Annotated in this window: 12 protein-coding genes; 4 read left to right on the forward strand and 8 right to left on the reverse strand. The window is 67.2% G+C overall.

Annotated features, from left to right (window positions below; translation table 11 throughout):
- Positions 1-228: 228 nt before the first annotated feature.
- A complete protein-coding gene (locus tag VGH54_RS09225) occupies positions 229-1,155 on the reverse strand; it encodes an LLM class flavin-dependent oxidoreductase (protein WP_331511648.1) in 927 nt (308 codons plus the stop codon).
- 51 nt (positions 1,156-1,206) lie between these two features.
- Between VGH54_RS09225 and sppA the strand changes: the two genes are divergently transcribed.
- Positions 1,207-2,997: a signal peptide peptidase SppA gene (sppA, locus tag VGH54_RS09230; RefSeq protein ID WP_331511649.1), complete on the forward strand. Its 1,791-nt coding sequence runs from the start codon at positions 1,207-1,209 to the stop codon at positions 2,995-2,997.
- Here the strand turns inward: sppA and VGH54_RS09235 are convergent.
- From VGH54_RS09235 to VGH54_RS09245, 3 genes are read right to left on the reverse strand one after another with little or no spacing between them, the layout of a single operon-like run.
- The gene (locus tag VGH54_RS09235; RefSeq protein WP_331511650.1) at positions 2,994-3,908 is read right to left on the reverse strand and encodes a class I SAM-dependent methyltransferase; all 915 of its coding nucleotides are present in this window, start codon (positions 3,906-3,908) and stop codon (positions 2,994-2,996) included. The genes sppA and VGH54_RS09235 overlap by 4 nt on opposite strands.
- A 7-nt stretch (positions 3,909-3,915) precedes the next feature.
- A complete protein-coding gene (locus VGH54_RS09240; protein WP_331511651.1) occupies positions 3,916-4,821 on the reverse strand; it encodes a class I SAM-dependent methyltransferase in 906 nt (301 codons plus the stop codon).
- Between the two features lie 10 nt (positions 4,822-4,831).
- Positions 4,832-5,767, reverse strand: coding sequence for a class I SAM-dependent methyltransferase (locus tag VGH54_RS09245; RefSeq protein ID WP_331511652.1), 936 nt, complete (start codon positions 5,765-5,767; stop codon positions 4,832-4,834).
- Positions 5,768-5,901: 134 nt separating this feature from the next.
- On the opposite strand from VGH54_RS09245, the gene VGH54_RS09250 reads away from it, so the two are divergent.
- A complete protein-coding gene (locus VGH54_RS09250) occupies positions 5,902-6,678 on the forward strand; it encodes an SDR family NAD(P)-dependent oxidoreductase (protein ID WP_331511653.1) in 777 nt (258 codons plus the stop codon).
- Positions 6,675-7,907 carry a zinc-binding dehydrogenase gene (locus VGH54_RS09255; RefSeq protein WP_331511655.1) on the forward strand — a complete coding sequence of 411 codons (1,233 nt, stop codon included), beginning with the start codon at positions 6,675-6,677 and terminating at the stop codon, positions 7,905-7,907. Before VGH54_RS09250 ends, VGH54_RS09255 begins: the two co-directional genes overlap by 4 nt.
- 19 nt (positions 7,908-7,926) lie before the next feature.
- Here VGH54_RS09255 and VGH54_RS09260 read toward each other — a convergent pair whose 3' ends face one another.
- Genes VGH54_RS09260 through VGH54_RS09270 form a run of 3 tightly spaced genes read right to left on the reverse strand, consistent with a single transcriptional unit; the run spans position 7,927 to position 10,403 of the window.
- Entirely contained in the window at positions 7,927-8,763 is an 837-nt protein-coding gene (locus VGH54_RS09260) for an MBL fold metallo-hydrolase (RefSeq protein ID WP_331511656.1), read from the reverse strand.
- A 6-nt stretch (positions 8,764-8,769) separates the two neighbouring features.
- A complete protein-coding gene (locus VGH54_RS09265) occupies positions 8,770-9,426 on the reverse strand; it encodes an L-fuculose-phosphate aldolase (RefSeq protein ID WP_331511657.1) in 657 nt (218 codons plus the stop codon).
- Positions 9,423-10,403, reverse strand: a complete 981-nt coding sequence (locus tag VGH54_RS09270) for an NAD(P)-dependent oxidoreductase (protein ID WP_331511658.1) — start codon at positions 10,401-10,403, stop codon at positions 9,423-9,425. Before VGH54_RS09270 ends, VGH54_RS09265 begins: the two co-directional genes overlap by 4 nt.
- 21 nt (positions 10,404-10,424) lie before the next feature.
- Here VGH54_RS09270 and VGH54_RS09275 point away from each other — a divergent pair, with 21 nt between their 5' ends.
- Positions 10,425-11,747 (forward strand): xylulokinase, encoded by a 1,323-nt coding sequence (locus VGH54_RS09275; protein WP_331511659.1) that lies wholly within the window; start codon positions 10,425-10,427, stop codon positions 11,745-11,747.
- Here VGH54_RS09275 and VGH54_RS09280 read toward each other — a convergent pair.
- Positions 11,739-12,596 (reverse strand): class I SAM-dependent methyltransferase (locus tag VGH54_RS09280; RefSeq protein ID WP_331511660.1); only part of this gene is annotated, 858 nt, incomplete at its 5' end. The genes VGH54_RS09275 and VGH54_RS09280 overlap by 9 nt on opposite strands.

Consider the following 12,596-nt stretch of genomic DNA (forward strand, 5'->3'; position numbering starts at 1 on the left):
CGCCGACGTCGCGATGTTCGGCGAAGTTGGCCCGGAATGCGTCGGCGACCTTGCCGTAGCCCTGATCGGCGTCGCCCTCGACCAGGTCCGGCGAGACCGCGACTTTGCGACGCATTGAGTCGTTATACCGCGATATGCCCGCCTACGAGCGAAAATTCGGCAGCCGGCAGCGTAATTCGCTGTGAGGTGGGCACAACGCGGTGCACGTTCCTCAGCGCCGGCGCGAACTCAACGCAGCTGCGGAATGACCTCTGCGGCAAGGCGTTCCATCTGCTCGCGGTCCTCGGCGACATCGCGGCCGACCGGATTGAGCAGGATCGTCTGGGCCCCCGCATCGATGACTTCGCGCAGACCGCCGACGACATCGTCGACTGTGCCGGATACCGGCACGTCGTCGATGCCGGGCATCCCGCCATAGATCCGATGTAGCCCGTCGAGCGCGCGTTGGCGTGCCTTGGCCGGGTCGTCGTCGATCATCAGATAGACCCGTTTGCCGATCGGGAAATGCGCGGCATCCTTGCCCTGCGCGGCAAGCTCGCGCCGCACGATCGGCACCGCCTCGGCGAACTTCGCGGTGGTCGACGAACCCGCACCGAGGAACGCATCGCCGTGCCGCACCGCGCGGGCCAGCGCTTTGGGGGCCTGCCCGCCGAACCAGATCGGCGGATGCGGCCGCTGCACGGGTTTGGGCTGGATCGGCAGACCGTCGACCTGGCGGAACCGTCCGTCGAACGTCACCCGGGGTTCGTCGGACCATGCCGCCTTCATCAGCTGCAGGCCCTCGGTGAAACTGCTGATGAAGGTGGCGCGGTCCACCCCGAAGGCAGCGAACCTGCGGCCGCCGCCGCCCGGTGCCACGCCGACATCCAGCCTGCCGTGGCTGAGCCGGTCGACCGCGGTAATCGCCGACGCTAGCTGGAGCGGATCGTGCAACGACGAGACCAGGACGGCCACGCCGAGCCGCAGCCGTTCGGTGCAGCCCGCAGCCCAGGCGAGCAGCTCCAGCGGCGCAAGCAGCCGAGCCTCGCCGATGGTCTGTTCGAGCACCCAACCGCCTTCGAACCCGAGTTCTTCGGCTCGCTTCAGGTACTCGCGTAAGCCGGCCGAGTCGAAGCCGGTCTCGTCGAATTGATGGATCGCGATGGAGAACCGCACCTCATCACCGTACGGTCCGGACCCATCGCTGGTCGTCGGTAGGCTCGTCACATGTTCTCTTTCCTGCCCGACCCGCCGGGTATCGACGACGTGCGTGCCTTGGCCCGCCGGGTGGATACCGCTCGCCACCACGGTGTTCCCAATGGCTGCGTGCTCGAACTCGACCTGCGGGTTGCCCCGCCCGAAACCAGCAGCCTGGATCCGCTGACGATCATCACCGGCGGCGGCCGGCCACTGGCGTTGCGTGAAGCCGTGTCCGCACTCCACCGGGCTGCCGAGGATCCCCGCGTCGCCGGCCTGATCGCCCGCGTCGAGCTCCCCGCCGCCGCGGCCGGGCCGGTTCAGGAGCTGCGGGAAGCCGTCGCCGCATTCACCGCGGTCAAGCCGTCGCTGGCCTGGGCCGAGACGTACCCCGGGACGCTGTCGTACTACTTGGCCTCGGCGTTCCGCGAGGTGTGGATGCAGTCGGCGGGCACCGTCGGGCTGATCGGCTTCGCCACCAACGCCCTGTTCCTGCGCGACGCCTTGGACAAAGCCGGTATCGAAGCGCAGTTCGTTACGCGTGGCGAATACAAGTCGGCGGCAAACCTTTTCACACAGGACCGCTACACCGACGCTCATCGGGAAGCCGACACCCGGCTGCTGGAGAGCCTGCGCGGTCAGGTGTGGCAGGCGATCGCCGACTCGCGCGACATCGACCAAGACGCCCTCGACGGGCTGGCCGATCAAGCGCCGCTGCTGCGCGACATCGCTGTGGAATCAGGTCTGGTCGATCGCGTCGGCTTCCGCGACGAGGCGTATGCGCGGATCGCGGAACTGGTTGGTGCCAAGGGCATTTCACCGGAATCCGGTGACGCCGACGGTGACGACGGCCCGCCGCGGCTGTATCTGAGCCGCTATGCCCGGGCAACCGGGCCCGGCGGACCGGCTCGCCCGTCGATACCCGGGCGCGGGCCCAAGTCGACGATCGCCGTCGTCACGGTCGCCGGCCCGATCGTCAGCGGCCGGGGCGGTTCGCGATTGCCGTTCGGCTCGTCCAACGCCGGCGCGGACACCATCGGGGCCGGGCTTCGCGAAGCCGCACACGATGATTCGGTGTCGGCGATCGTGCTGCGGGTCGACTCGCCGGGCGGCTCGGTCACCGCGTCGGAAAACATCTGGCGAGAGGTGAAGAAGGCCCGCGAGCGCGGCAAGCCGGTGGTGGCGTCGATGGGTGCGGTCGCCGCCTCGGGCGGCTACTACGTCTCGATGGGCGCTGACGCGATCGTGGCCAACCCCGGCACGATCACAGGTTCGATCGGTGTGCTGACCGGCAAGCTGATCGCTCGAGATCTCAAAGAGCGGCTGGGTGTCGGGTCAGATGCGGTGCGTACCAACGCCAATGCCGACGCCTGGTCGGTCAACGCGCCGTTCACACCCGAGCAGCATGCCCAAGTTGAGGCCGAGGCCGACCTGTTTTACAACGACTTCGTGCGGCGGGTCGCCCAGGGTCGCCACCTGAGCGTCGAAGCGGTCGAGGCGGTGGCCCGAGGCCGGATCTGGACTGGAGCGGACGCCCTCGACCATGGCCTGGTCGACGAACTCGGCGGTCTACGGGCCGCTGTGCGGCGGGCTAAGGTGCTGGCCGGCCTGGACGAAGACGCCAAGGTCCGCTTGGTCGGTTATCCGGGTTCGTCGGTGTGGGACTTCCTGCGGCCACAACCTTCTTCGCAGCCGGCGGCGGCCTCGCTGCCGGATGCGTTGGGCGCGTTGATCACCCAGTCGGTGGTCGGGATCATCGAACAGGCCGAGCGGTCGTTGACCGGTGCCAGGGTGCTGTGGGTGGGGAACTCGCGCTTCTAACCTCCGAGCGGCCCGCTGACGTAGATGATCTCGCCGAGTGGATCGTCGTTGTCGGGAGTCGGGATCTGGAGCCCGTTGCTGACGAACAGATCCGCCCGCGGGGTACCGGCAACGTTCCAGCCCTTACCGCGCAGGTAATCGATCACGTGGGTGCGCTCGCCGGCGTAGACCAGCGACGGCATGTCGATGTCGAGACCGTGCTCGCGAAGCCGGGCACTCTGCTCGCGAACCCGTTCGAAGTCGATATCTTTCAAGCCGGGCACGTATTCGGTGGCGATCGCGCTGCCCGGGACGCTCAGCGCGGTGATGTTGTCGAACAACCGATCCTGGGCTTCGGACGGCAGGTAGATCAGCAGGCCCTCGGCCAGCCAGGCCGTCCGTGCGCCGGTATCGAAGCCGGCGGCTCGCAACGCGGCCGGCCAGTCGGCACGCAAGTCGATCGGGACGGTGCGTCTGTTCGCGGTCGGCTCGGCGCCGAGATCAGCCAGTGTGCGCGTTTTGAACTCGATTACCTGAGGCTGATCGATCTCGTACACCGTGGTGCCGTCAGGCCAGGGCAGCCGGTAGGCGCGGGAGTCCAGGCCTGACGCCAGGATCACCACTTGCTGCACGCCTGCCTGCACTGCGGCGAGCAGATACTCGTCAAAGTACTCGGTGCGAATGCCCATCCCATCGACGATTGCCTGCGTCCGGTCCGGCGACGAGTTCGGGAGCAGCGAGAAGTCGAGCTCGCCGTCCATCATCTTCACGAAAAAATCCAGCCCGACGGCGCGGACCAGTGGGTCGGCGAACGGGTCGTTGATCAGCCCCCGGGGATCCTTGGTCGCCATCGCGCGACCCGCGGCGACCATGGTCGCGGTGGCACCCACGCTGGAGGCCAGATCCCAGCTGTCGTCATCAGTGCGCGACATCTCTGCCTTATTTCTTCAGCGTCGCGGCGACATAGCTCATCTTCCGGAACATAGCCATCGCCTCGTCGTCCGGGAAGATAAATCCATTGCGCTGGTATAGCTCTGGGGCAGGGTGGGCGGTTACCTCCCAGCCGTGACCGGTGAGGTAGTCGGCGACGATACTGCGGTCGCCTTGATAGAACAGATCGGCCGCGTTCAGGTCGAAACCGGCGCGGCGCCACCGCTCACTGATCCGCTGCACGCCTTCCTTGGAAAAGGCGTCTGTATCGGAGATGTGCTCGGTGGCCAGCTGGCTGCCCGGTGCGCTGAGCGCGGTGATGTTGTCGAACAATCGGTCCTGGGCGTCGGACGGCAGGTAGGGCAACAATCCCTCGGCGCTCCACGCGGTCGGCTGATCGACGTCGAAACCCTTGGCGCGCAACGCGCTCGGCCAGTCGTCGCGCAGGTCGATAGCGACGGTACGGAGCTCCGCGGTCGGCGCGGCGCCGAGGTCGGCCAGTGTACGCGTCTTGAATTCGATCACCTGGGGCTGGTCAATCTCGTAAACAACCACGCCGTCCCCCCAGAGCAGTCGGTAGGACCGGGTGTCCAGGCCCGACGCCAGGATCACGGCCTGGCGGACGCCTGACGCGGCGGCGCCGGTGAAGAAGTCGTCGAAAAATCTTGTGCGCACCGCCATTTGCTCCGTGCGCGTCTTGCGATTCAGCATCGGGTCATCCTCGAGGCTGATTTCCCCGTCCAGGATTCGGACGAATGGCGCAAACCCAACCGCGCGCACCAGTGGCTCGGCGAAGGGATCGTCGAGCAGTGGCTCCGGTCCCCGCGACGCCAATGCGCGCGAGGTCGCGACCATCGTCGCGGTGGCGCCCACACTGGAGGCCAGATCCCAGCTGTCGTCGTGGGTACGAGGCATCGAACGGCTCCTATTTCTTGTCGGTCAGCGTTCCGCTGACGTAGAGACGGTCGGCGAACGGCAGGTCGTCCTCTTCGATCGGCGGAAGTCCGTTGGCCGCGAACATCTCCCGGATGGTGCTGCCGCCCATCTGCCATCCGTGATCCGATAGGTATACCGCCGCTTCGTTGCGGTCGCCGAAGTAGACCAGCTCGGTCATGTCGAGGTCGAGCCCGTGTTTACGCCAGCGTTCCGACACCTTCCGCATGCGTTCTTTGACCCGCGCCTCGTGCCCCGGCTCGCGGGTGGGCCCGCTCTCGGTGGCGATCCGGCTGCCCGGTGCGCTGAGCTCAGTGATGGTGTCCAGCAAGCGATCCTGCGCGTCGGGTGGCAGGTAGCCCAACAAGCCCTCGGCGCTCCAAGCGCTGGGCTGCTCCGGGTCGAAACCCGCCGCCTTCAGCGCGGCCGGCCAGTCATCGCGTAGGTCGATGGCGACCGCGCGACGGTGGACGGTGGGCTGGGCGCCCAGCTCGGCCAGCGTTCGGGATTTGAATTCGATGACCTGCTGTTGGTCGATTTCGTACACCGTGGTGCCGTCGGGCCAGGGCAGCCGGTACGCGCGGGCATCCAGCCCCGACGCCAGGATCACCGCCTGCCTGATGCCCGCGTTGGTCGCGTCGAGGAAGAACTCGTCGAAGAACATGGTGCGGACCGCCATGTTGTCGGTCATCCGCTGCACGCCCGGGGCGCCGTCGCTGTCGTCCTCGAGGTCGGCGGGGTTCAGCTCACCGGTGGCCAGCCGCGTGAAGAGGTCCAATCCGACTGCCCGAACCAGCGGCTCCGCATACGGGTCGTTGATCAGTGGCTGCTCGACCTTGCTGGCCATGGCGCGGGCTGCGGCGACCATCGTGGCGGTTGCGCCGACGCTCGATGCGAGGTCCCAGGTGTCGTCGTCGGTGCGTGCCATCGCGGTCCCTTCGCGTGAAAATCGGGTGATTACTTAGCCAATATAACGAGCGTACCACGGGGTCGAATGGCCCCTTATGCAGGCATATTGCTGAAACGCATGTCAAGCCGAGTCATTCCCGCGACGCTGTGAGCATGGCTTTCGAGGCGGCGGGCAAGAGGGTGCTGATCACCGGGGCGTCGTCGGGTATCGGGGCCGCGCTGGCCCGGCGACTGGCCCGTCACGGCGCGGTGGTGGGGCTGGTCGCTCGCCGCTCGGAGCGTCTGGCGCAGGTGCTGGCGGACTGCCGCCGGACCTCGCCGGAGTCGATGATGTGGGTGGCCGATCTGGGCGATACCGCCGCGGTCGACCGGTTCGGGTTGCGCGTCTGGGACGACCTGGGTGGCATCGACGTTCTGGTCAGCAACGCCGCAATGCCGAAGCGTCGCGTGGTCGAGGCGCTGGACCCGGCCGACGTCGAGACGGTCATGCGGGTCAACTTCTTCGCCCCGATGCGGCTGACGCTGGCGATTTTGCCCCGGATGCTTCAGCGCCGGCACGGCGTCATCGTCAACGTGTCCAGCGTTGGTGGCCGGCTGGGTATCGTTCACGAAACCGCGTACTGTGCAAGCAAATTCGCGCTGTGCGGGTGGAGTGAGTCAATGGCCGTCGACCTGCACGGCACCGGCGTCTCGGTGAAGTTGATCGAACCCGGGCCCGTCGACACCGAGATCTGGGATCGGCCGGGCAGCGAGGAACCGCTCTACCAAGGCCCCAAGGTGCCCGCCGAGGAGGTGGCCGACGGGATCATCGCGGCGCTGGGCGACGACCGTTTCGAGCATTACCTGCCTGACATGAAAGCGGTGGTCGACGCCAAGAACGCCGACATCGACGCCTACATAGCCGGCGCGGCCGCCATGGCACCGCGATGAAAGCGCTGGTCTTCGGTGTGCGGCCGGAGCCGTGGGAGATACCCGACGGCGCCAATCCGTTGGCCAAGAACCTCGCGACCAGCCCGGTTGCCCTGCGCCAAGTGCCGGATCCTGTCCTGCTGCACGACGATTGGGTCATCACCCGCCCCCGGCTGACCGGTATCTGCGGCTCGGACTCCAAGCAGATCCTGCTGGACTTCGGCGAGGGCGACGCCGACAACGCGATGGCCGCCTTCTGCTCGTTCCCGCAAGTCATGGGCCACGAGGTGGTCGCCGACGTGGTGCAGGTGGGGCCCAAGGCCCGTGGTCTCGAGGTGGGCCAGCGGGTGGTGCTCAACCCGTGGCTGTCCTGCGGGCCGCGGGGCATCGAACCGCCCTGCCCGGCCTGCCAAAGCGGTGACTACAGCCTGTGCTGGAGCTTCTGCGACGGCGACATCAAACCGGGGATCCACACCGGGGTGTCGGCCGACGTGACCGGTGGCTACGCCGAGTTGATGCCGGCTCACGACAGCATGTTGTTCCCGGTGCCCGATTCGGTGCCCGACGAGTTGGCGGTGTTCGCCGACCCGTTTTCCGTATCGCTGCACGCCATCACCCGCCATCCGCCGCCGCGCTCAGGCCGGGTCCTGGTCTACGGCGCCGGCTCATTGGGGTTGTGCGCGTTGGCGATCCTGCGAGAGCTGTATCCGGACGTTGCGGTCGCTGTGGTGGCCCGGTTCGAAGCCCAGGCCGAGTTGGCTCGCTGGTTCGGCGCGACCGTCGTACTGGCGCACGAGCCGCGGCTGGCCGTCATCGAAGAGTTGGTCGCCTGGGGCGGCGGCCGACTATGGCAACCGCTGCAAGGGCTGCCGATGGCCTACCCGGGAGCCGTCGACGTCGTCTACGACACCGTCGGAAAGCCGGAGACGTTCGAGGTCGGCGTCCGGGTCCTGGCCGCGCGGGGGACGCTGGTGAAGACCGGTGTGCACGCACCCGGTCGGTGGGAGTGGAGCCCGCTGTATTTCAAGGAGATCAGCTGGGTCGGCAGTAATGCCTTCGGCGTCGAGGAGGTCGACGGGCGCCGCCGGCACGCGATCGCGCATTACCTCGACCTGGTGGTCGACGGCCGAATTGATCTGCGGCCCATGCTGACTCACACGTTCCTGCTGGAGCGCTGGCGCGACGCCTTCCTGGCCATCGCGAACCAGGGCGCCAGCGGTGCCGTGAAGGTGGCCTTCGACCAGCGCTAGCTCGGGTGCGGTATGACGATCACCGTGGCGTGAATGTGAAGGTCTCGCCGTGGGCGAGGTAGACGAACTTTGCACTGGCGGTTGAGGTCTGTGCGGCCTTCTTGAAATCGTCGAGTCCAGATAGGAACACCGAGAAGTCGTTGTAGTGAATCGGGATCGCGGTGCGAGGCTTGGTGATCTCAACGGCCCTGACTCCCTGCTCACCGGTCATCGTGACGACGGTGACGAGGAAGGTTGTGCCGCCCGTGTGAATCAGACCCAGGTCGATGTCGGGGTAGCGGCGTGGAATGTCCTGGAGGCTGTCGACGAGCATCGTGTCTCCGGTTATGTAGAGGCGATAGAGCTGATCGCCGGTGCGACTGAAGTCGAGTAGGTGCCCATTGACGGGCATGAGCAGGTCGTTGACTGCTTCTTCAGTGGCATGTTTGGCCGGCATCGCCGTAATCTTCAGCGTCGCTTCGCCTTTGCGCACCTCGAGGGATTCCCAGGTGTCGAGGGGATACCCTCGCTCGAAGCCGAGACCGCTGAGCTTGCCGACCGCGTCAGCCGTTGAGACGATGGGCAGTTTCTTGTCGAGCTCTTGCGCGGCGACGTCATCGAAATGGTCGCCGTGGTAGTGCGACAAGACAATCAGATCAATCGGTGGCAGGTCGGCGATCTGGCAAGCCGGCTCAACCTCCCGCCGGGCCCATATGCCATGACCCAGATAGACGTGTTCGCCTTTGTGCAGGAAAGCGGGATCGGTCAGGATCGTCAGGCCGCCAAAACTGATCAACGTGGTGGCGTTACCGATGAAATAAACCTCTCCCTCATCGAATTCTGCTGTCCCACTGCTCTTCAGCTCCAAGGAAGTCATGGCGCCTCACATCGGGTTGGCGCGCAGATAGCCGTAGACGCCGGCGAAATTGGCGTTGACATCGTCCGGGATCGGGACCGGACCGCCGAGAGCCCTTGCTCCCCAGACGATTTGGGCGGTCCGCTCAACCAGTGCCGTGACGTGCAGGACTTTGTCCGGCCGGGGACCGACCGCGACCAGGCCGTGGTTGGCAATCAGCGCCGCGGCGCGGCCTTCCAGGGCCTTCACCGCGTTGGTGCCGACCTCGGGTGTGGCCGATGCCGCGTATTCGCTGCAACGGATGTCGCCGCCGCAGTAGACGGCGAATTCGTCGATGCAGGCCGGAATCGGCTGATGTGCGATCGCGAACATGGTGGCCCACACCGGGTGGCTGTGAATCACGCTGCCGATGTCGTCGAACGCCTGGTAACAGGCCAGGTGCAGCTTCATCTCGCTCGACGGTGAACGGCCGTCGGCGGCCTGCAGCACCGCGCCGTCCGGGTCGACCAGCACCAGATCCTCGAGCTTCATGTCGGCATAGTCGACCGAAGAGGGGGTGATGACCAGGTTGCCGTCTTCGCGTCGGGCCGAGATGTTGCCCGCGGTGCCCTCGACCAGCCCGCGGCGCAGCATGTCCTTGGCCGCCGCCAGCACCGCGGTTTCGGGGTCGTCCACGAATCTCATGCGGTCAGCACCTCCGGGTTGACGATATGGGCAGGCGTTCTACCGGACAGCAGCGCTTCGAGGTCATCGGCAACCATCTGAGCCTGGCGTGCCTCAGTGTTCCACGTTGCCCCGCCAATATGGGGCGTGAGCACCACATTGGGCATCGCTATCAGCGGGTGGTCGGTGGGCAGCCACTCCCCGACGAAGTGGTCCAAGCCCGCGGCGGCCACCTTGCCGTTGCGCAGCGCGTCGACGAGCGCGTCGGTGTCATGCAGCTGAGCCCGGGCGCTGTTGAGGAAGACGACGCCGTCGCGCATGGCCGCGAACTGCTCAGCGCCGATCAGCCCGGTGGTGTCGGCGGTCAGCGGTGCGTGCAGCGAGACGACGTCGGCCTCGGCGAGCAGCTCGTCCAGGCTGTGCCGTGCCTCGTCGTTGAAGGGGTCGTACGCGATCACCCGCATGCCCAGCCCGGCCAGCCGCCACTGGACCGCGCGCCCCACCGCGCCGAGGCCGATCAGCCCGGCAGTTCGCCCGCCCACCTCCCACGCGCGGAAGCGCTGATAGGGAATGCTGCCGTCGCGGAACACCTCTCCGGCCCGCACGTCGGCGTCGGCGGCCAACACCTGGCGGGTGGCGGCGAATAGCAGGGCCAGCGTCATCTCGGCGACCGCATCCGCATTGCGCCCCGGCGTATTCAGCACCGGGATACCGGCTGCGGTCGCGCCCGCGACGTCGACGTTGTTGGGGTCACCGCGGGTCGCCGCGATGGCCCGTAAGCCTAGGTCGAGAACCGGCCCGCTGACCGAATCGCTCTCTACCACAACGATATCGGCGCCTTCAGCGGAAATGCGCTCGGCGAGCTGTTCGCCGGAATAAATGCGCAGCGGAGTCTGGTCTATCCACGGGTCGTAGACGACATCGACTAACTGCCGCAGCTTTTCGAATCCTTCGCCACGCAGCGGGGCCGTCACCAAAGCACGGGTCACGAGTGCCAATGCTGGCGTACGGTGACGCCCGTGTCACGCAAAGAGGTCACAATCGGCATCGATATCGGCACCACCGCCGTCAAAGCGGTCGCCGCCGATGAGGATGGCCGGGTGGTCGCGCGGGCACGGATTCCGCACGAGTTGCGGGTGCCGGCGCCGGACCGGCTGGAGCACAACGCGGACGAGGCCTGGCGGCAGGGCCCGCTGACGGCGCTGAACCAATTGGCGCGCCCGGATGCGCTCGCGGTCGCAGTGTCCGCGATGGTCCCGTCGCTGACTGCCGTCGACGCCGGCGGCCGGCCGATCACACCAGGGCTGCTGTACGGCGACGGCCGGGGCCGGGTGGCCGATGCTGATACCGACGGCCCGTCCCCGGTGGGTGAGGTCGCCGAATTCCTGCGCTGGACGGCCGCCCAAGCACCGGACGCGGCCGGTTACTGGCCGGCTCCGGCGGTGGCCAACTACGCGCTGGCCGGCGAGGCGGTCGTCGACTTTCCCACCGCCTATACCGGGCTGCCGCTGTTCGACGGCACCGGCTGGAACGCGCAGGAGTGTGCGCAGCGCGGCGCGACGGTCGATCGGATGCCGCGGGTCGAAGCTCCGGGCGCCGCGGTCGGGCGGGTCGGCGACGCGGTGCTGGCGGTCGGGGCCATCGACGCGCTGTGCGAGCAGATGGTGTCCGGCGCCGACGACGACGGCGACGTGCTGGTGCTGTGCGGCACCACGCTGATCGTGTGGGTGACTGTCCCCGAGGCGCGGCAGGTGCCGGGCCTGTGGACCATCCCGACCATGACCGGCAAGAGCCAGATCGGCGGAGCCAGCAATGCCGGCGGGCTGTTTCTCGGCTGGGTCGATCGCGTCCTGGGACCGGGCGACCCCGCGGTGGCCGACCCGCGGCGAGTGCCGGTGTGGTCGCCGTATCTTCGCGGCGAGCGCACACCCTTTCATGACCCCGACCGTCGTGGAATGCTCGATGGCCTCGACCTGACTCACGACGCGGCGGCGCTGCGACGGGCCGCCTACGAGGCGTCCGGCTTCGTCGTTCGCCAGATCATCGAGCTGAGTGGAGCGGACGTCTCGCGGATCGTGGTCGCCGGTGGTGGTACCCGGCTCCAGCCTTGGCTGCAGGCGATCGCCGACGCCACCGGAAGACCGGTGCAGGTGTCCGGGGTGGCCGAGGGTGCGGCGCTGGGTGCGGCGTTTCTGGCCCGGATGGCGGTGGGTGCGGAGTCGGCGCTCACCGACGCTGCCCGATGGGCCGCCGTCGAGCGGGTGGTCGAGCCAAGCCCGGACTGGGCCGGTCCGGTGGCGCAACGCTACCGCCGGTTCATCGAACTGGCGTCGTTACGGTAGCTCGGCCGAGACGTACCTGATATCCCCGAATGCGACCATCGAGGGAGCATCCGGGAATTCAAAACCGTTGGCGGCATACAGCTCTGGCGTTGTGTGCACGGTCGTCTCCCAGCCGCGGGCGGCCAGATACTCCGCTGCGTCGTTGCGCTCGCCGTCGTACACCAGATCGGCCCAGTTCACGTTCAGCCCGAGGCGACGCCAGCGTTCGCTGATCTCCTTGCCGCGCTTGGCGATTCGATCCCGGATATCAGGGACGTAGCCGGTGCCGATTCTGCTGGCGCTGAAACTGAGCGTGGTGACGGTGTCGAACAACCGATCCTGGGCGTCTGGTGGCAAGTAACCCAGCAGTCCTTCCGCGATCCAGGCAGTCGGCCGCTCGGTGCTGAACCCGATGTCGCGCAGGGCGCCTACCCAGTCGTCGCGCAAGTCGACGGCCACCGCTTTGCGGTCGGCGGTCGGAGCCGCCCCGAGATCGGCCAGTGTGCGCGTTTTGAATTCGATGACCTGCGGCTGATCGATCTCGTAGACCATCGTTCCCGACGGCCACGGCAGTCGGTAGGCACGGGTGTCGAGCCCGGCGGCCAGGATGACGGCTTGGCGCACACCGGCTTTGGTGGCGTCGGTGAAGAAGTCATCGAAGAACCGGGTTCGAACCGCCATCCCCTCGGCGAGCCGCTGTGAGGTGAAGGCCGGATCGTCATCGGTGAGATCGATGTCGCCGTTCATCATCTTGATGAAGGCTTCGACGCCGACGGCGTTGACCAATGGCTCGGCGAAGGGATCGTCGATCAGGGGGTTAGGGCCTTTGGACGCCATCGCGCGTCGAGCGGCCACTGCGGTGGCGGTGGC

Source organism: Mycobacterium sp. (assembly GCF_036488105.1).
Lineage (GTDB): Bacteria > Actinomycetota > Actinomycetes > Mycobacteriales > Mycobacteriaceae > Mycobacterium.

Bases quoted from the DNA above. Each gene is read 5' to 3' on its own strand.
- sppA (WP_331511649.1), top strand. From the start codon at position 1,207: ATGTTCTCTTTCCTGCCCGACCCGCCGGGTATCGACGACGTGCGTGCC.
- VGH54_RS09235 (WP_331511650.1), bottom strand. From the start codon at position 3,908: ATGTCGCGCACTGATGACGACAGCTGGGATCTGGCCTCCAGCGTGGGT.
- VGH54_RS09240 (WP_331511651.1), bottom strand. From the start codon at position 4,821: ATGCCTCGTACCCACGACGACAGCTGGGATCTGGCCTCCAGTGTGGGC.
- VGH54_RS09245 (WP_331511652.1), bottom strand. From the start codon at position 5,767: ATGGCACGCACCGACGACGACACCTGGGACCTCGCATCGAGCGTCGGC.
- VGH54_RS09250 (WP_331511653.1), top strand. From the start codon at position 5,902: ATGGCTTTCGAGGCGGCGGGCAAGAGGGTGCTGATCACCGGGGCGTCG.
- VGH54_RS09255 (WP_331511655.1), top strand. From the start codon at position 6,675: ATGAAAGCGCTGGTCTTCGGTGTGCGGCCGGAGCCGTGGGAGATACCC.
- VGH54_RS09260 (WP_331511656.1), bottom strand. From the start codon at position 8,763: ATGACTTCCTTGGAGCTGAAGAGCAGTGGGACAGCAGAATTCGATGAG.
- VGH54_RS09265 (WP_331511657.1), bottom strand. From the start codon at position 9,426: ATGAGATTCGTGGACGACCCCGAAACCGCGGTGCTGGCGGCGGCCAAG.